This is a genomic window from Nitrospirillum viridazoti CBAmc, assembly GCF_000730165.1.
Taxonomy (GTDB): domain Bacteria; phylum Pseudomonadota; class Alphaproteobacteria; order Azospirillales; family Azospirillaceae; genus Nitrospirillum; species Nitrospirillum viridazoti.
The window spans coordinates 1,797,112-1,814,540 of sequence record NZ_CP022111.1 but is presented as its reverse complement, the minus strand read 5'-3'; the positions used below and the strand labels follow the sequence as shown (position 1 = coordinate 1,814,540).

Below are 17,429 nucleotides of genomic sequence, written 5' to 3'. Positions count from 1 at the left end.
AACGGCACCATAGCCATTCGGCGCTGTGCGAACGGGAGTGTTGGCGACGGCATGCCAAATCTGATCAACAAAATTGCGACCTGGTGGCTGGGCGAGGGTGAGCAGCCGGCGGCACCTGCCCGTCCCGCCCGTCCCGGTGCCGTCGAGCCCATCACGCCCGACGCTGGCCCGGATGATATCCAGGACAGGCTGGGCGCCATCCTGGAGCATCAGGCGCGGGTCAGTGCCGGAACCGTCCAGCTTCTGGGCCTGGAAAGTTTGAAGGAAAAGCTGGGATCCCGCTGGCCCTCGGTACGCGACCGCGTACACCAGTTGACCGAACGCCTGCTGAACCAGTCGCTGGGCCCCGGCGACGTGGTTTTCCCCTATGGCCCCGACACCTATCTGGTGGTCTTCGCCCAGATGGATGAACGCGCGGCCAGCCTACTCTGTGCCCGCGTGCTGCAGGACCTGCAGCGCCTGCTTCTGGGCGATGCCGACACCGCCACCATCGTGGTGCGCACCGCCGTGCGCCAGGTCACGGGCGACCTGGTGCTGAAGCCCCATCGCCTGGCCGACCTGCTGGCCGGCACCGCCCGCGCCGAGGCCGTGGCCAGGGAGCAGGAGGAGGAGGAGGCACCGGCGTCGGGAAAGGCCGCGCCCGGCTGGACCGATTTGCACGGCTCGCCGGGCCGCGGCGGGGGCGGCACCCTCATCCAGGACGCGGCCGGCGTTCCCGGCGCCCCCGGCTGGATGCCCTTGCCCAGCCAGGGCGGCCGGGCGGGCGGCGGCGCGGCGGGCTTCCGCCAGGGTGAGGTCACGACCGCCTGGGCGGCGCATGGCCAGCTCGGGCCGCTGGAAATCGTCTACCGCCCCGTCTGGGACGCCAACCACCAGGCGTTATGCCTTTATATCACCCGGGGGCGGCGCATGCGCCGGGGCGGGCAGGCGGTCTATGGCTATGACTCGATCCCCCAGGCGGCGGTTGGCGCGACCTTGTCGGCCGAAACCCTGAACGCCATCCTGGACCTGGATGAGGAAGCAATGCGCCAGGCCATCGCCGCCTACCTGGAACTCTACGACAACCGCTTCCGCTTCTTCCTTTCCCTGCCGGTGCATTACGAGACGCTGGCCGGGGTGCAGCGCCGTCGGTCCTACGTGGCGCTGGCCAGCCGCATCCCGTCCCACCTGATCCCCTTCTTGACCTACCATCTGGTGGGCCTGCCCGAGGGCACGCCCACCGGGCGGCTGGCGGACTTCGTCACCGCCCTGCGTCCCTTTGGCCGAAACCTGATGGTGGGCGTGGCCCTGGGCCGGCAGGACATGTCCACGCTGGCGACGGCGGGGGTGAAGGGCGTGGGCGTCATCCTGCCCGGCGCCGGGGACAGGACAGCCATTGATCACCCCGGGGCGGAGCGGCCCAGCCCGGAACGGGTGGCGACCGACCTGGGTCTGGTGGCGGCCGAGGCCCGGCGCCATCGCCTGAAACTCTATGTCGAGGGCGTGGACTCGGTGGAGATGGAGGGACTGGTGGACCGCGTGGGCGCCGACTTCATTGCCGGCGACCTGATCGGCGGCTGGACGGAAACGCCGGAACACATCGTGCGCATGTCCCGTGTCGATCTACTGGCCAATTCCCGGCAGCCGCCCTCTTAGAAAGCAGAGCTCTTAAAAGAGACGGACCCTATTGCGCCTTGGGCCCCGGCCGCTGGTCAGGGGGCAGCTTGGCCCGCAGGCGCCGCGCCTCCGCCGGGTCCTTGGGCGCGCCGTCGCCGTTCTCGTACATCTGCGCCAGCAGGGCTATGGCGCCCTGTTCGCCGCCGTCCGCCGCCTTGCGCAGCCAGTGCAGCGCCTGGGCGTCGTCGCGGGCGACACCCTCGCCCTGGCGATATTGGAAGCCCAGCGCGAACTGGGCGGGAACCCAACCGCGTTCAGCCGCCATCATGTTCCAGCGCGCGGCCTCCACCGGGTCCTTGGTGACGCCCACGCCGGCCAGGTAGATGGCCCCCATCTGGCCCTGGGCGCGGACGAAGCCCTGGCTGGCCGCCTGCTTGTACAGGCGCGCCGCCTCCGTGGGGTTGGGGGGCACGCCGGTGCCGTTTTGATACATCCAGCCCAGGTTGGTCTGGCCGGCGGGGTCGCCCTGGCGGGCGCCCAGGGTATAGAGACGCACCGCCTCGGCCACGTTCTTGGGCACGCCGCTGCCGTTCTCGTAATGCCAGCCCAGGCTGACCTGGCCACGGGCGTTGCCCTGGTCGGCCGCCAGCTTGTACAGGCGCGCGGCCTCCGCCGGGTCCTTGGGCAGGCCGTTGCTGCCCTGGTCGTACAGTACGGCCAGCCCCACCTGGGCCTGGGCGTTGCCCTTCTCCGCCGCCTGGCGCAGATAGGCCAGCGCCTTGTCCTGGTCCACCGGCACGCCCAGGCCCTGGCCGTAAATTTTGGTCAGTTCCACCATGGCGCCGGCGTCACCCTGGTTCGCCAGCTGGGTCAGCGTGGGCAGTGCCCCGGCGTAATCGCGCCTGGCCATGGCCAGGCGCGCCATGGCCAGGTCGGACGCGTTGTCGGCCCAGGCCGGTCTGGCGCCTCCGCCGAACGCCAGCAGGGCGGCAAGGGCCAGGGGTAGGGCCAGTTTCGAGAGGTGGTGGGCGGCTTGGCGCAGAAATCGCGGCATGGGGGCTGGTCCTTGGCCGAAAAATGGGGCCCGTCAGGTCGGGCGCAGAATGTCGCGCAGCCAGCGGTTGGCGGGGTCATCGTCACTGGCGCGATGCCAGTAGAGATTAAACGCCAATGGCGGCATGTCCAGAGGCAGGGGCAGGGTGACCAGGGCCCCCCGGCTGCCGTCCACCAGCGGTTGGCTGTGGTGTCGACCCATGGTCAGCAGCAAGCCGCCGCCTTTCAGGCCCGCTTCCGCTACCACGCGGCAGGCGGTCTCATACCGTTGGCAGCGCAGCGAAATTTTCCGCTGTATGCCCAGGCGCAGCAGGGCGTAGTCCTCCACCGCCGGACCGCTGCGGCGGGAGGAGACGGCGATGTGCGCCGCCGCCATATACCCCTCCAGATCAACGGGGACATGGCCTGCGGCCGCGACCAGGCAGTAGTCGTCGCTCAACAGCGGCAGGTGGCGCAGGTCGGGGTCGGGCGCCAGGGTCACATCCACCGCCAGGTCCATGCGGCCCCGCGCCAGATCGGCTTTCATGGTGGCCCGGTCCAGCCGCACGCTGTCCAGCCTGGGGCTGGATCCCTCCGCCAGGTGCCGGCGCAGGCGGGCCATCATGGCCGGCAGCAGGGCGGGTTCCACCGCCTCCGGCATGGCGATGACGGCCTGGCGCAGGTCGCGGTCCGGCTGGAAATCCTGGGCGTCGGCCAGGGCCCGGCCCAGGGCCGCCAGCGCCTCGCGCACCCGGGGGGCCAGGCGGCGGGCCAGGGCGGAGGGCGCCACGCCCCGGCCATCGCGGGGGAACAGGGGCTCATCACCTGCGCCCAAATGCGGGCCCAACTGGTCGCGCAGGCGGGCCAGGGCATGGCTGACGGCCGATTGCGACAGCGCCAGCTCATCCGCCGCCCGCGTCAAGCTACGCGCCCGGTAGACGGCGTCGAACACCCGCAGCAGGTTCAGGTCCAGCCGCGAAAGCAGGCGGATATCATGAACATCATTCATGGTTTATCGCGCATAAACTTCCCATCCGTTCATGTCAATCCGGCGCTACACTCCCCTCAACAAAAGGGAGAGAACGCCGATGGACTTCCAGCCCAGCGCCCGCGGCCAGGACTATCTGGATCGTGTCCGCCGCTTCATCGCCGACCACATCGCCCCGGTGGAGGCCCAGTACTGGCACGACGTGGCCGCCCATGACGGTCCCGACTGGACCGCCTGGCGCGTGCCACCCAAGATGGAAGAGCTGAAGGCCCGGGCCAAGGCCGAGGGCCTGTGGAACATGTTTCTGCCCGACGCGGAATTGGGCGCCGGCCTCAGCACCCTGGAATACGCCCCTATCGCCGAGGCCACGGGCCACAGCCTGATGGCGCCGGAGGTGTTCAACTGCAACGCCCCCGACACCGGCAATATGGAGGTGCTGTGGCGCTACGGCAGCAAGGACCAGCAGGAACAGTGGCTGAAACCCCTGCTGGCCGGGGAAATCCGCAGCGTCTTCAGCATGACCGAGCCAGAGGTGGCCTCGTCCGACGCTACCAACATGGCGGCCACGGCGGTGGTCGAAGGGGACGAGGTGGTGGTCACGGGGCGCAAATGGTGGTCCAGCGGCATCGGCGATCCCCGCGCCCGCATCGCCATCGTCATGGCCCGCACGCCGGATGAGAGCCGCGACCGCCATCACCAGCATTCCATGGTGCTGGTGCCCCTGGACGCGCCGGGCGTACGCATCGAACGCATGCTGCCCGTCTTCGGCGCCTGGGACGCCCCCCACGGCCATGGCGAGGTGGTGTTCGACCGGGTGCGCGTGCCCGCATCCAACCTGATCGCCGGCCCCGGGATGGGGTTCGAGATCGCGCAGGGGCGCCTGGGGCCCGGCCGCATCCATCACTGCATGCGCTGCCTGGGCGCGGCCGAGGCGGCGTTGGACCTCATGATCCGCCGGGGCACCAGCCGCACCGCCTTCGGCCGCCCCCTGATCGATCTGGGCGGCAACCGCGAACGCGTGGCCGAGGCCCGCGTGGCCATCGACCAGGCCCGCCTGCTGACCCTCTATGCCGCCTGGAAGATGGACAAGGTGGGAACCCAGGCGGCCCTGACCGAGATTTCCGCCATCAAGGTGGTGGCGCCCAGCGTGCTGGAACGGGTGGTGGACGACGCCATCCAGATGCACGGCGGCGCCGGCGTGTCGGGCGACACGCCGCTGGCCGGCTTCTACGCCCAGGCGCGGTCCCTGCGCTTGGCCGATGGACCGGATGAGGTGCACAAGGCCATGATTGCCCGCATTGAGCTGGCCAAGCGCGGCTACAAAAAGACACCGGCATGAGCCATCGGCTCTTGTCGGCGTAGGCCGCGACTGCCGCCGCCGGAGTTGTCCGGGAAGCGGAGCGGAACGGGAAACGAGGAAGCCAAGCGGCCGGATGGCCGCGCCCGGCGACTGAGGGGCCTTTAATCCCTGGATTAAAGGCCAATGAAAATAAGGGGAGGATTGACGGCATGGGCATCACGCCGAAGACGGGGCCGCAGGGCGGGCGTATCTTCATCACGGGCGGGGCCAGCGGCCTGGGCCTGGCGCTGGGCAAGCGCTACGCCCGGGCCGGCTGGCGCGTGGCCGTGGGCGATATAAACCCCGACGCCATGGCGGCGGCGGTGGCGGAACTGTCGGCCATCGCGCCCGACGCCTTCGCCATTCCCTGCGACGTGCGCGATGACGCGGCGCTGGACGCGGCCGCCCAGGCCCTGACCCAACGCTGGGGCGGGGTCGACATCGTCGTCAACAACGCCGGCGTGGCCCAGGCCGGCAACATCGACGACACGCCGCTGGATGATTGGCGCTGGATCATCGACATCAACCTGATGGGCGTGGTGCGGGGCTGCAAGGCCTTTACGCCGATGTTCAAGGCGCAGGGCCACGGCTATTTCGTGAACACCGCCTCCATGGCTGGCCTGCTCGATATGCCGACGATGAGCGCCTACAACGCCACCAAGGCGGCGGTGGTCTCCCTTTCCGAGACGCTGCAGCACGAACTGGCGCCCAGCGGCATCGGCGTCAGCGTCATCTGCCCCTCCTTCTTCAAGACCAACCTGGCCAGCAGCCTGCGCACCACCGACCCCCGCCTGCGCGCCCGGGTGGACAAGCTGCTGAACCGCCCCGGCATCACGGCGGAGGATGTGGCCGAGTACGTGTTCCAGGGCGTGGCCGCAGGCCGCTGCCACCTGCTGCCGCACAAGGAAGGCCGCCGCTTCTGGCTGATGAAGCGGCTGATGCCGCGCGCCTGGTACGTGGCCATGATCGACAAGCGGGCGCGCAGCATGGCAACACCGTCGCGCATCGCCGCCGGCCAGCCCCAGCAGCCGGCGGCCCCCTCGACCGGGTCGCGCGGATGACGGCGGCTTCCGCGGCGGGGGAGGCGCCGCCCCGTCCCGTGACCGACCGGGCGGGCCCGGTTCGGCCGGGTGAGGATCTGGACGTTGCGGTGGTCGACCGCTGGCTGAAGGAACGGCGGCCGGACCTGCGGGGCCTGCCGGCCGTGACGCAGTATTCCGGCGGGGCCAGCAACTGGACTTACCGCCTGGCCTATGGCGAGGACGGGGCGGAGGGCGACTTCATCCTGCGCCGGCCACCGGCCGGCACCAAGGCCAAGTCCGCCCATGACATGGCGCGTGAATTCCGTGTGCAGCAGGCGCTGAAGCCCGTCTTCCCCTGGGTGCCCACCATGGTGGGGCTGTGCCAGGACGACCGGGTCATCGGCGCCGATTTCTATGTCATGGAACGCATCGCCGGCATCATCCCCCGGGCCAACCTGCCGCGCGGCCTGGACATGGGGCCGGATGCCGTGCGCCGCCTGTGCCTGGCCATGGTGGATAAGCTGGTGGCCCTGCATCGCGTGGATCCGGAGGCCGCCGGCCTTTCGGCCTTGGGCAAGGGCGACGGCTATTGCCGCCGTCAGGTGGAGGGTTGGTCCGGCCGCTACCAGAAGGCGCGCACCTGGAACGTGCCCTCCTTCGCCAAGGTGCGGGCCTGGCTGGCCGCCAACACGCCGGCGGACAGCGCCGCATGCGTCATCCATAACGACTGGCGCTTCGACAATCTGGTGCTGGACGCGGCTGACCCCACCCATGTCATCGGCGTGCTGGACTGGGAAATGGCCACCATCGGCGACCCGTTGATGGATCTGGGCGGGGCGCTGGCCTACTGGGTGCAGGCGGACGACGACTTCTTCATGCGTTCCATCCGCCGTCAGCCCACCCACCTGCCGGGCATGCTGACGCGGGACCAGGTGGTGGCGCATTACCTGGCGGCCATGGGCGACCGGCTGGACGCGAAGGCGGTGGATTGGACCTTCTATGAGGTGTTCGGCCTGTTTCGCCTGGCCGTCATCGCCCAGCAGATCTATTACCGCTATCACCACCGCCAGACCCGCAACCCGGCTTTCAAGCGCTTCTGGCTGCTGGTGACCTATCTGGATTGGCGGTGCCGCCGCATCCTGCGCCGGGCGGGGCGCTGATCCCATGGTGGCGCTGCACCTCATCCGTCATGGCCAGGCCTCCTTCGGGGCGGACGATTACGACCGGCTGTCGGCGCTGGGCATCGCCCAGGGCCGGGTGGTGGGCCGGCAGCTGGGCGCCCGGTTGGGGGTGGCGGACATCGTCGCCGTCAGCGGCAGCCTGAACCGTCACCGCGACACCGCCGCCGCCTGCCTTGAGGCCATGGGCCGGGGCGGCACGGCCTTGTCCATCGATCCCGACCTGAATGAGTACGACCCGGCCGACGTGGTCGCCTGCCATCGTCCCGATTTGGCTGACGCCGCCGCGCTCAGGGCGGAACTGGCCACCGCGCCCGATCCCCGCCGCGCCTACCAGGCCCTGTTCGCCGAGGCGGTGGCCCGCTGGATGGGCGGGCAGCACGATGCCGACTACGCCGAATGCTGGCCGGTTTTCCGCAACCGTGTGCTGGCCGGCTTGGCCCGGGCGGCCCAGTTGGGCAACACCGTCCTGGTCTTCACCTCCGGCGGCCCCATCATGGCGGCGGTGCAGGCGGTGCTGGGTCTGGATGATGCCGGCGCCCGGCAGGTGCACTGGGCCCTGGTCAACGGCGGCGTCACCAAACTGCTGGCCTCATCCAAGGCCGTGGGCCGGGTAGGGACGGGCTGGTCGCTGTCCAGCCTGAACGAGCAGGCGGGCCTGGACGGGCCGGACGGCCTGCTGACATATCGCTGAGGAACAGAGATGCCAGCCAAGACCATCCTCATCACCGGTGCCAGCTCCGGCTTGGGCCTGGGCATGGCCCGGGAATTCGCCGCCCTGGGCCGCGACCTCGCCCTGTGCGCCCGCCGCACCGACAGGCTGGTGGCGCTGCGGGACGAACTGCTGCGGGCCCATCCCGGCATCCGCGTCGCCATCCGCCCGCTGGACGTCACCGACCATGCGGCAGTGTTCGAGACCTTCCGTGCTTTCGATACCGAAATGGGTGGGCTGGATCGCATCATCGTCAACGCCGGCATCGGCTCCGGCCGGCGCATCGGCACCGGGCACTTCGCCGACAATCTGGCCACGGCCCAGACCAACTTCGTGGCGGCCCTGGCGCAGTGCGAGGCGGCACTGGAATTGTTCCGACCCCGGAATAGAGGCCATCTAGTGGTCATCTCCTCCATGAGCGCCTTGCGCGGCCTGCCCAAGCATATGACCACCTACGCCGCCACCAAGGCCGGCCTGGCCGCCCTGACGGAAGGTATCCAGGCCGACCTGCTGCGCAGCCCCATCCGGGTCAGCAGCATCCTGCCCGGCTACATCCGCACCGAACTGAACGAGGGCGCCAAGCGCCTGCCCTTCGCCATCCCCGGCGACGTGGGCAGCCGCCTGCTGGTGCGCGCCATCGAGCGGGAGCCGGCCAAGGCCTACGTCCCTGCCTGGCCCTGGGCCTACATGGCGCCGATCATGAGGCTGCTGCCCCTGTCGCTGGTGGCCAAGCTGGCTTAGGTGGCCTTGCGTCGCCAGCGGCGCCACACCAGGCGCAGCAGCCAGCCGGCCAGAGCCGCCAGCGGCAGCCAGGGCAGGATGCGGGCGGTGAAGGTCATGACGTTGGCCAGCGAGTCCACCAGGATGTCGCAGAAGTCCTTGGCCGCGGTTTTAAGGGGGCGCCAGTCCACACCGTTGGGTTTGGGCTCATCCGGCTGAATGCCCTCGTACCGGATGTCGACCTTCACCATCTCCGTCTGGGTGCGCAGGTAGTCACGCTGGGCGGTGGCGCTCTCGATATCGCCCTGCACCTGGGCCAGGGTGTGTTCCACGTTCAGCAGGTCGCCGACGTTCTTGGTGTTGGTCTGATGCAACAGGGTGGTCAGCCGTTCCCGCAGGGCAATCTTGGTTTCCAGCCGCTTGTCGACATCCAGCACGGCCAGCGTCTTGTCCTCGCTGGTTTCGGAATGGGCGGCGATCTCCGCCGGCGGGGCCGCCAGGCCGGCGGTGAAAGGGGCCAAGGCTGCCGGTGGCAGGCGCAGGCTGGTGTGGGCGCTGACTTGGCCCCGGAATCCGTTGCGGTTCAGCTGGGACTCAAGGATCTCGCACCCCAGCTTGGCGCAGGCGTCCAGATCACGGCGCTGTGCCATCTCCACCGCCTCGGTCGGCAGGCGCAGGGTATAGCTGTGGCTGAGAGCCACATATCGGCGCTTCATGGCCTCCAGGCCTTGCTGCGACGCCATGCCAAAAGAGGGAACGAAATCCTCCTTCGATCCTGGGACGGGCCCCGTCGGCCGGGATACCGCCGCCATTTCCTTCTTCTCCGCTGTCTTGCCGCAGGCCCCCAGCGCCAGGCAGGCGGCCGTCACCAGCAGCAGGCGCCGCTGGTCCCTCCATCCCAACATGCCACGATCCCCATCGCAGAAATTGAACGATGATGGAGCCTATGAACTCATGGTGGCGAATCTTCGGAAGATTCGTGGCGTTGTCGCCATAATCGTTACCGCCACTTTCCTGGCGCCGCGACCTCGGCGTTCACAGGCCGGCTTGCCGGCCTTCACTGAAACGCGGTGTTAATACGAAACGGTATCTAGCCATTCGATTGAATACAACCAGGAATGCCAAGGGCTTCCGAGAAATAATCATCTGGGATTGGAGTAAAATCCTGTCCATTTGGTCATGTTTTTTCGGTGGGGCGGCAGGGGGCCATTGACAGGGCGGGGATGGCCCGCCATCAACGGGGCGCGATACTGCGGTTGCGAAACCAAGGGGGCGGTTGGTGGTGAAGGCAAGGACCTGGCCGGTCATGGCCGTGGTGGTGGCGATGGGGCTGTCGCTGCTGGGGGCCACCGGCGCCCGCGCGACCCAGGCCGGGACGGCCAGGCCGGCGGCGGGGGAATCGGCGCCCTTCCTGATCGTCAGCGACATGCACCTCAACCCGCTGGATGACGCCAGCCTCGCCGCCCGGCTGGACGCGGCGCCCGCCGAGGACTGGCCGGCCATTCTGGATGCCACCCCCGGCCGCCGCCTGTCGCCTTTCGGCCGGGACAGCAACTGGTTCGTGCTGCGCTCCGCCCTGGCCGCCATGCGCCAGGCCCAGCCGCACCCGGCCTATATCCTGCACACCGGCGACATGCTGGCCCACGATTTCCGCGACACGTTCGAGGCGGCGTTGCCGGCGCACAAGGGGGATGAGGCAGCCTACCGCGCCTTCACCCTGAAGACGGTCACCACCCTGTTGGAAACCTTGCGCGCCACCTTCCCCGGCGTGCCGGTGCTGACGGCGCTGGGCAATAACGACAGCTATTGCGGCGACTACGCGGTGCAGCCCAACGGCCTGTTCCTGGGCGACACCCTGCCGCTGCTGACCCAAGGCTTCGGCCGCACCCTAAACGGCCGGGCCGACCAGGCCGGCATCGGGCGCGACTGGCGCCAGGCCGGCAACTACGTCATTCCGCATCCGACCCTGAAGGGCGTGCGCGTCCTGTCCTTCGACACGGTGATGCTGACCCGCAAGTACAAGAACAGCTGCGGCCGGCCCGATGACACGCCACAGGACACGACGCTGGCCTGGCTGCACCAGGCCCTGGCCGACGCCAGGGCGGCCGGCGACAGCGTCTGGCTGATCACCCATGTGGTGCCGGGCATCGATGGCTTCGCCACCGCCAACAACTGGTCCAAGGCGGCCAAGGCGGCGGCGGCGGCCGGTCAACCGATACCCGCCTGCACCGCGCCCGTGGAACTGTTCGCCCCCGGCATGGAGGCGCGGTTCGAGGCGGAGCTGGCGCAGTATCACGACATCATCAAGGTGCTGTTCGCTGGCCACATCCATATGGACGACCTGCGTCTGGTGGGGCCGCCGGGTGCCGGCGTGCCCGTGCTGGTGACCCCGGCCGTCAGTCCGGTCTATCAGCAGAGCCCCTCGTTCAAGTTGGGGCAGGCGGCCCCCGACGGCTCGGTCGCGCACCTGACCACCTATTACCTGAGCAACCTCAGCGATCAGCCCAGCGTCAAGACGGCGCGCTGGGTGCCGGAGTATGACACCGCCCAGGCCTGGGGCGCCAAGTCGCTGACGCCCGATGCCCTGCGCGCCATCATCGCGCATATCCGTGACAGCGGCCCCGCCCGCGCGCTGTACCGCAGCATCTACAGCGTCGCCCGGCCCCAGGCCTCCGCCATGATTCCGGATAACCAAGCCCTGTATCTCTGTGCCCTGGATAACACCCTGGCGGAGGCCTACACCCGCTGCGCCTGCCCGGCCCCCTGAAGGAGCAACCATGTCCGTCCGCGCCCTCATCCTCGCCCTGTCCCTGACGGTGCTGGCCGGTTGCGCCCACCAGGCGGCACCGGTGGCGGACCTGCCCAACCTGGGCGTGGTGAAGACCCAGCTGGTGGCCTATCACGACAGTGGCGCCTATGACCGCGACCTGGCACGCGTGGCGGGAGAGGCGGGGGCCTGGATCACGGCGCGCGCCGCCACCCTGCCGGCCGGGTCCCACCCCGCCCTGGTGCTGGACATCGACGAAACCTCGCTCAGCAACTGGCCGCAGTTGAAGATCAACGACTTCGGCTACATCAAGGCCGGCGGCTGCGACCTGGACCGGGGGCCCTGCGCGGCCCCGGCGTGGGAGATGATGGGACGCGCCGCCGTGATTGCGCCGACGCTGGAGCTCTATCGCCAGGCGCGCGCGGCGGGCGTCGCGGTGTTCTTCATCACCGGCCGGCCGGAGGGGGAGCGCGAGGCCACCGCCCGCAACCTGGTGGCTGCCGGGTATGAGGGCTGGGCTGGCCTGGTGCTGCGCGCACCCGGCGCCCACGGCTCGGCGGCGGATTATAAGACGGGGGAGCGGGCGCGCATCGAGACGCAGGGATACACCATCATCGCCAACATGGGCGACCAGGACAGCGACCTGGCCGGCGGCCACGCCGAGCGCACCTTCAAGCTGGCCAATCCCTACTACTTCATCCCCTAAATCCTTAAGCCGGCCTGTCAATCTTGCAATTAAGGCGGGTCGCCCGCATCCTCGGCCCCGACCCCGCGCAACCGCGGGGGCCAGCGCCGCGCGGCGGCGGAGCGAATGCCTTGGGGGGCGGGGATGAGTGGGGAGATCGACGCGGCCGGTGGCCTGGCGGAAGCCAGCCTGGTCGCCAGCGCCATCGAGGGCGAACGGCACCACACGGCCGTCAGCCATGAGGATGGGCACCACCGTTGCGCCAACTGTGGCGCGCATTTGGCTGGGGCCTATTGCCATGCCTGCGGACAGCCGGGGCACGTCCACCGGTCCATGCTGCACATCGCGGAAGAGTTCTTCCACGGCATCCTGCATTTCGACAGCAAGGTCTGGCGCACCTTTCCCATGCTGGCGTTCCGGCCGGGCAAGTTGACGCGCAACTATGTCCACGGTCACCGCGTGCGCTATGTCTCGCCCCTGGCGCTGTTCCTGTTCTGCGTCTTCCTCATGTTCTTCTCCCTATCCTTCATCGATACGCCCAACAAGGTGATCAACGGCAACGCGTTGAAGAACCTGGACCACGGATCCATGGCCGATGGCCGGGTCGAGCTGGAATCGGCGGTGAACGACGCCAAGGCGGAACTGCAGGATGCGGAAAACGACCTGGCCGAGGCGCGGCAGGATGGCGGCAACGTCGACAAGGCCATCGCCCGGCGCGATAAGCGCCAGCAGGAACTGAAGGTGGCGGAGGCCGTGCTGAAGGCCTTCGACGTGGCGGCGGCCGCCAGCCTTAAGGCGACGGAGAAGGTTGGCCAAGCGGCGTCCACCGCTTCAGCTCCGGCCCCGGCCAGCGCCCCGGCTCCCGCTGCGGTTCCGGCGGAAGGGGCGCCGCTGCCAGTGCCCACGGCCGCCCCCGACGCGGCGGCATCTTCAACCGGACCCGAGGCTCAGCCCCATAAACCCACCAAGGAAGAGCATCATCAGCAGCAGATGGCCAAGCTGTTCGGCGCCACGGACGAAGAGCCGGCCACGGGGGATGAGCCGTCCTGGGCGCGGGCGGCCAAGCGCCTGGCCGATTCCAAGGAGATGTTCGACATCGACCTCGGCATGCCGAAGCTGGAGGAACATATCCGCCACGCCCTGCGCAACCCCGAGCTGACGCTCTACAAGATGAAGGAATCGGCCTCCAAGCTGTCCTTCCTGCTGGTCCCGCTATCCGTGCCCTTCATCTGGCTGATGTTCCTGTTCAGGCGCGGCATCTATCTCTACGACCATGTGGTCTTCGCGCTGCACTCCCTGTCTTTCATGGCCGTGCTGACGGCGGTGGCGGCCCTGGGCTCCCGCGCCGGGCTGGGGGCGGCCGCCATCGGCAGCCTCATGTGCTTCGTCCCGCCCGTCCACATGTACGCCCACCTGAAGGGCGCCTACCGTCTCGGCACCTTTGGCACCCTGTGGCGCACCATGGTGCTGCTGTGGGTGGCCCTGCTGGCGCTGACCTTCTACCTGATCTTCATCGTTTCCATGGGGTTGGTGGAGTAACCGGCGCCTAGTCCAGGCTTTCGGTCAGGCTGGCGGCGATGGTGCGGGTGGGTGTGGTGGCGTCGGGGTTGGCCAGCACCAGTACCCGGCGGCCCTGATGGGTATAGGCCATGGCGGCGCGGATCTGCGGGTCGTTGCGGAACAGCGCCATGAAGGACCCGTCGGCGTAGGCCTGATACAGCCCGTCCTGCAGCATGTCGGCCAGCCGGTCGTTATGCTTGGCCACGAAGAAGTAGAGGTAGAAGTCGCGGTAGAGCAGCGCGACGTCGCGGGCCACCGTCACCGGCACGCCGGCCTCACGCGCCCGCTCCACTTCCTGGTCGATGTCCAGGCTGCTGCGCGGCACGGCGTCGGCACCGCCGGTGGCGACCTCGTTGTACAGGTTGCCCGCCGTCTCATGCACCGTCTGGCCGGCGGCGCGCAGCAGACGGGCTTCGGGCCAGCCAGGCCCCTGCGCCAGCGACACCTGCCCCGGCGACAGGGGCGTGCCGGCGTTGATCTTGGCCTGCGCCGCCTCATTCACCGCCAGCAGGCGATAGCCCATCAGCCCCCGGTCCAGCGGCACCCGCACTGGCTGGAAGTGCGCCTCCAGCGCCGGGGCGGTAGGCAGCCAATAGACATCCACCGTGCCGTTGTCCGGCTGTTCCAGCAGGCGCAGCACCTGTGCGGTGGGCAGGGTGTGGTTGTCGACCTTCAGCACATAGGGCCGGCCGCTCTTGTCCAGGGCCAGCTTCAGCACCTTCAGCACGTAGGCGGGCGCTGTCCCCTGGTTCAGGGCGTGCACCACCAGCGGCGCCGGGGCTGGGACGGAGGCGCCGGGGATGGCCAGGCCGCCCGCGTCGACGGGATCATCGCTGGCGGCCGGGGCGGGCACAGCCCAGAAGGTGGGTATCAGGAAGGCGAGGATCAGGAAGGCGAGGGGCAGCCGCAAGACGGGCTGCCGCTGGCTGAACCGCGGGGCGGGCATCATGGCGCGAACACATCCCTTCGGCCCCTTCTGCCAAGGGGCCGTTGTCGCTTGGTGGTGGCGGGCCCTTCTGGGCCTTGGTACGGCCGACCTTATCGGCGGCCTTCTCCCAGGGCGACCACTGATCCCGAGGGATCAGGGTTGCCCAAGGGACCGAAGACTACGCCGTCGGGCCTAACCAGTCGTTAAGGCTTGAGCATTAGGTCGCCTGGCGGCGTCTGACCTATCCGCGCGCGGCGATCTTGCGGAGGTGCGACATTTACGCACGGATCCGCTGGCTATCCCACAGCACAGCTAAAGAAAAATGACAAACATCCATAATAATCAAACAGTTAACATGATCCACATGGCGAGTTCCGGCAAGTGTCTGTTAATCCCTCTTTAAAGGAGGGAAGGGGATCAAGGGGGCGTCATTTCATCGGACCGCCATTGGCCGTCCACAGCAAGCCGCATCCAGGAAAGGACCCCCCTTATCATGACAGCCTGGCGCAACCTCTCCATCCGCCTGAAGGTCCTGACGGCGTTCCTGGTGGTCTTCCTGGCGACGCTGGGCCTGGGGCTGTTCGGCCTCAGCCGGACGGAAGCGGTAAGCGGCACCGCCGCCGACATGCGCGACAATTGGCTGCCGTCGACGGCGTTGCTGGGCCGTCTGGGTGTGGCGGTGGCCGACGCCCGCGTGGTCGAGGGGCGGGTGATCATCGCCGCCAGCGCCAACGACACGACGCTGATACAGGCCACGGTCAAGCAGTACGCCGGCGCGACCGCCGCCGTGGAAAAGGCGCGCGCCGATTATCAGCCGCTGGTGACCGCCGGCACGGATGACGAGCGGCTGATGAAGGAGTTCGACGTCAATTGGGCGCAGTACAGGGCCATCGCCGCACGGGTCCAGGACATGGTGGCCAAGGGTGAGGGGGCGCGGGCGTTGCCGCTCTACCTGGGCGACGGCCTGAAACAATACCAGGCGGCGCGCGATGCCATCATCGCGGACAACGACTTCAACGGGAAAGAGGGCAAGAAGGCCGCCGACGCGGGCCAGGCCCTATCCGACAGCGCCGTGTGGACGACCTGGGTGGCCATCGCCGTCACCGCCCTGCTGTGCGGCGGCGCCACGGTGGTCATCGTCTCGGGTGTCGTCCATCCCATCGCCCGCACCACCGGCGTGGTCGAGACCATGGCGGCCGGGAACCTTGGTATCACCGTCACCGACACCGAGCGGGGGGACGAGGTGGGCACGCTGGCCCGCGCGCTGGAGGTGTTCCGCGACGGCATGGTCAAGGCCCGCGACCTGGCCCAGGCGCAGGAGCTGGAGCGCCAGGCCAAGGAACGCCGCGCCGTGGCGCTGGAAGGCCTGGTCAAGGGCTTCGAGGCGAAGGTGGCCCAGTTGGTGGACGCCCTGGCGGGCGCCGCGACGGAAATGCAGGCCACGGCCGAGAGCATGGCCAGCACGGCGGAGCAGACCAACACCCAGTCCAGCGCCGTGGCCGCCGCCGCCCAGCAGGCCTCCGCCAACGTCCAGACCGTGGCCTCCGCCACGGATGAGATGGTGGCCACGGTGCAGGAGATCAGCAGCCAGGTGGAAAAGTCGCGCACCATCGCCAGCAAGGCCATCCAAGAGGCGAACGACACCAGCGGCACCGCCCGGCGCCTGGCCGACAGCGCCCAGCGCATCGGCGAGATCGTGCAGCTGATCAGCGCCATCGCCGGGCAGACCAACCTGCTGGCGCTGAACGCGACCATCGAGGCGGCGCGGGCGGGCGAGGCGGGCAAGGGCTTCGCCGTCGTGGCCAGCGAGGTGAAAAGCCTGGCCAACCAGACCGCCAAGGCCACCGGCGACATCGAAAGCCAGATCGGCGAGATCCAGGGCCTGACCACCCAGGCGGTGGCCGCCATCGAGAGCGTCAGCCGCACCATCAACGAGATGTCGGACATCGCCATGGCCATCGCCTCCGCCATCGAGGAACAGTCGGCCACCACCTCGGAAATCGCCCGCAGTGTGAACGAGGCTGCCAAGGGCACCGAGGACGTGTCGCGCAACATCACCGGTGTGCACCAGGCGGCCGTGGCCACCGGCGCCGCCGCCGTCCAGCTGCAGGATTCCGCCCGCGACGTGTCGCACCAGGCGGAGGATCTGAACGCCGAGGTGTCGCGCTTCATCATCGGGGTCAAGGCCGCCTGATCCGGCTGTGACGCCTGCTTCAGCGGCCCGGGATCCCAGGATGCCGGGCCGTTCGTTTTCGGGGCTTTAATGAACGGCGGCCCCTTCTGCTATGGAATTTTAATGGCCCGATGGCGGCTCAATGGGGCCTGGACGACCCCTGCCGGACGATGCCGCCATGTTGGGCTTCACCACCCTGATCGACCTCATCACCCATGCCCCCGACCTCGACAAGGCGGACCAGTCGCCGCCGGCGCCGCACGCGGCCGACTGGTCCTTCGCCACGCCGGCCCACCTGCCGGCCGGCGGTTCCGTGTGCGTCGACCTCGCCGCCGGCCGGGTGTGGATCAGCGATCCCCGCCGTGCCGGCGACTTCCCTTTGGCTGAGGTGGCGGTGCAGCCCATCCGGCCAGCCGACATCGCCCGCCCGGAGGCGTTGGCCCAGGTCGTCCTGTGGGCGGGGGAGCCGGTGCCCTGGCGCTACCGCGTCCCCTGCGTCTCCTGGCGGCAGGCCCGCACCGTGGCGGCGGAATTGGCCCTGGTGCTGGAGCGCGCCGCCGGCGAAGAGGGCAGCCGCTGCCTCAGCTTTTGACCTTCCGCCTGTCTTGCGGGCGGGGTACCGCTTCGGCCGGTGCGGCGTGAAGACGGGCCCCGCCCTGGGTAGGCCGCCGGCCCAGACCCCCCGGCGGCCTATTCCTTTTGTGCGACGCAAAACCTTCTTCGCGCCTG

General features: G+C 69.0%; 15 protein-coding genes. 11 read left to right on the top strand and 4 right to left on the bottom strand.

All coding sequences use genetic code 11. From position 1 onward, the window contains the following. The first annotated feature begins 51 nt into the window (after positions 1–51). Positions 52–1,635: a GGDEF domain-containing protein gene (locus tag Y958_RS21270; RefSeq protein WP_088873849.1), complete on the top strand. Its 1,584-nt coding sequence runs from the start codon at positions 52–54 to the stop codon at positions 1,633–1,635. 28 nt (positions 1,636–1,663) lie between these two features. Here the strand turns inward: Y958_RS21270 and Y958_RS21265 are convergent, their stop codons facing one another. Continuing rightward, the gene (locus Y958_RS21265) at positions 1,664–2,650 is read right to left on the bottom strand and encodes a tetratricopeptide repeat protein (RefSeq protein ID WP_088873848.1); all 987 of its coding nucleotides are present in this window, start codon (positions 2,648–2,650) and stop codon (positions 1,664–1,666) included. 33 nt (positions 2,651–2,683) lie between these two features. Next, positions 2,684–3,637, bottom strand: a complete 954-nt coding sequence (locus Y958_RS21260) for a LysR family transcriptional regulator (RefSeq protein ID WP_088873847.1) — start codon at positions 3,635–3,637, stop codon at positions 2,684–2,686. Positions 3,638–3,716: 79 nt separating this feature from the next. Between Y958_RS21260 and Y958_RS21255 the strand changes: the two genes are divergently transcribed. The 5 genes from Y958_RS21255 (at position 3,717) to Y958_RS21235 (ending at position 8,608) form a co-directional block, all read left to right on the top strand. Then, positions 3,717–4,955, top strand: coding sequence for an acyl-CoA dehydrogenase family protein (locus Y958_RS21255; protein WP_088873846.1), 1,239 nt, complete (start codon positions 3,717–3,719; stop codon positions 4,953–4,955). A 170-nt stretch (positions 4,956–5,125) separates the two neighbouring features. Continuing rightward, a complete protein-coding gene (locus Y958_RS21250; protein ID WP_088873845.1) occupies positions 5,126–6,016 on the top strand; it encodes an SDR family oxidoreductase in 891 nt (296 codons plus the stop codon). Beyond that, the gene (locus Y958_RS21245) at positions 6,013–7,137 is read left to right on the top strand and encodes a phosphotransferase family protein (RefSeq protein WP_088873844.1); all 1,125 of its coding nucleotides are present in this window, start codon (positions 6,013–6,015) and stop codon (positions 7,135–7,137) included. Before Y958_RS21250 ends, Y958_RS21245 begins: the two co-directional genes overlap by 4 nt. 4 nt (positions 7,138–7,141) lie before the next feature. Next, positions 7,142–7,849, top strand: coding sequence for a histidine phosphatase family protein (locus Y958_RS21240; RefSeq protein ID WP_088873843.1), 708 nt, complete (start codon positions 7,142–7,144; stop codon positions 7,847–7,849). Between the two features lie 9 nt (positions 7,850–7,858). Further along, positions 7,859–8,608, top strand: a complete 750-nt coding sequence (locus Y958_RS21235; RefSeq protein ID WP_088873842.1) for an SDR family oxidoreductase — start codon at positions 7,859–7,861, stop codon at positions 8,606–8,608. Here the strand turns inward: Y958_RS21235 and Y958_RS21230 are convergent. Then, complete coding sequence (locus tag Y958_RS21230) at positions 8,605–9,492, bottom strand: DUF4349 domain-containing protein (RefSeq protein WP_088873841.1); 888 nt, start codon at positions 9,490–9,492, stop codon at positions 8,605–8,607. The two genes, Y958_RS21235 and Y958_RS21230, sit on opposite strands and share 4 nt — an antisense overlap. A 374-nt stretch (positions 9,493–9,866) precedes the next feature. On the opposite strand from Y958_RS21230, the gene Y958_RS21225 reads away from it, so the two are divergent. The 3 genes from Y958_RS21225 to Y958_RS21215 all read left to right on the top strand — a co-directional run bounded on the left by Y958_RS21225 (position 9,867) and on the right by Y958_RS21215 (position 13,578). After that, on the top strand, positions 9,867–11,354 hold the full coding sequence (locus tag Y958_RS21225; protein ID WP_145727650.1) for a metallophosphoesterase: 1,488 nt from the start codon (positions 9,867–9,869) through the stop codon (positions 11,352–11,354). Between the two features lie 10 nt (positions 11,355–11,364). Further along, positions 11,365–12,060, top strand: a complete 696-nt coding sequence (locus tag Y958_RS21220) for an HAD family acid phosphatase (RefSeq protein ID WP_088873839.1) — start codon at positions 11,365–11,367, stop codon at positions 12,058–12,060. 123 nt (positions 12,061–12,183) lie between these two features. After that, positions 12,184–13,578 (top strand): DUF3667 domain-containing protein, encoded by a 1,395-nt coding sequence (locus Y958_RS21215; RefSeq protein ID WP_186291386.1) that lies wholly within the window; start codon positions 12,184–12,186, stop codon positions 13,576–13,578. Between the two features lie 7 nt (positions 13,579–13,585). Here the strand turns inward: Y958_RS21215 and Y958_RS21210 are convergent, their stop codons facing one another. Continuing rightward, positions 13,586–14,548, bottom strand: coding sequence for a hypothetical protein (locus Y958_RS21210; protein ID WP_088873837.1), 963 nt, complete (start codon positions 14,546–14,548; stop codon positions 13,586–13,588). A 472-nt stretch (positions 14,549–15,020) separates the two neighbouring features. Between Y958_RS21210 and Y958_RS21205 the strand changes: the two genes are divergently transcribed. Together Y958_RS21205 and Y958_RS21200 are read left to right on the top strand one after the other, a co-directional pair. Then, the gene (locus Y958_RS21205) at positions 15,021–16,721 is read left to right on the top strand and encodes a methyl-accepting chemotaxis protein (RefSeq protein ID WP_088873836.1); all 1,701 of its coding nucleotides are present in this window, start codon (positions 15,021–15,023) and stop codon (positions 16,719–16,721) included. A 121-nt stretch (positions 16,722–16,842) separates the two neighbouring features. Next, positions 16,843–17,292, top strand: a complete 450-nt coding sequence (locus tag Y958_RS21200; protein ID WP_088873835.1) for a hypothetical protein — start codon at positions 16,843–16,845, stop codon at positions 17,290–17,292. Positions 17,293–17,429: the final 137 nt, after the last annotated feature.

Bases quoted from the DNA above. Each gene is read 5' to 3' on its own strand.
- Y958_RS21260 (WP_088873847.1), bottom strand. From the start codon at position 3,637: ATGAATGATGTTCATGATATCCGCCTGCTTTCGCGGCTGGACCTGAAC.
- Y958_RS21220 (WP_088873839.1), top strand. From the start codon at position 11,365: ATGTCCGTCCGCGCCCTCATCCTCGCCCTGTCCCTGACGGTGCTGGCC.
- Y958_RS21245 (WP_088873844.1), top strand. From the start codon at position 6,013: ATGACGGCGGCTTCCGCGGCGGGGGAGGCGCCGCCCCGTCCCGTGACC.
- Y958_RS21265 (WP_088873848.1), bottom strand. From the start codon at position 2,650: ATGCCGCGATTTCTGCGCCAAGCCGCCCACCACCTCTCGAAACTGGCC.
- Y958_RS21255 (WP_088873846.1), top strand. From the start codon at position 3,717: ATGGACTTCCAGCCCAGCGCCCGCGGCCAGGACTATCTGGATCGTGTC.
- Y958_RS21240 (WP_088873843.1), top strand. From the start codon at position 7,142: ATGGTGGCGCTGCACCTCATCCGTCATGGCCAGGCCTCCTTCGGGGCG.
- Y958_RS21200 (WP_088873835.1), top strand. From the start codon at position 16,843: ATGGGGCCTGGACGACCCCTGCCGGACGATGCCGCCATGTTGGGCTTC.
- Y958_RS21270 (WP_088873849.1), top strand. From the start codon at position 52: ATGCCAAATCTGATCAACAAAATTGCGACCTGGTGGCTGGGCGAGGGT.
- Y958_RS21215 (WP_186291386.1), top strand. From the start codon at position 12,184: ATGAGTGGGGAGATCGACGCGGCCGGTGGCCTGGCGGAAGCCAGCCTG.
- Y958_RS21235 (WP_088873842.1), top strand. From the start codon at position 7,859: ATGCCAGCCAAGACCATCCTCATCACCGGTGCCAGCTCCGGCTTGGGC.
- Y958_RS21230 (WP_088873841.1), bottom strand. From the start codon at position 9,492: ATGTTGGGATGGAGGGACCAGCGGCGCCTGCTGCTGGTGACGGCCGCC.
- Y958_RS21205 (WP_088873836.1), top strand. From the start codon at position 15,021: ATGACAGCCTGGCGCAACCTCTCCATCCGCCTGAAGGTCCTGACGGCG.
- Y958_RS21250 (WP_088873845.1), top strand. From the start codon at position 5,126: ATGGGCATCACGCCGAAGACGGGGCCGCAGGGCGGGCGTATCTTCATC.
- Y958_RS21210 (WP_088873837.1), bottom strand. From the start codon at position 14,548: ATGATGCCCGCCCCGCGGTTCAGCCAGCGGCAGCCCGTCTTGCGGCTG.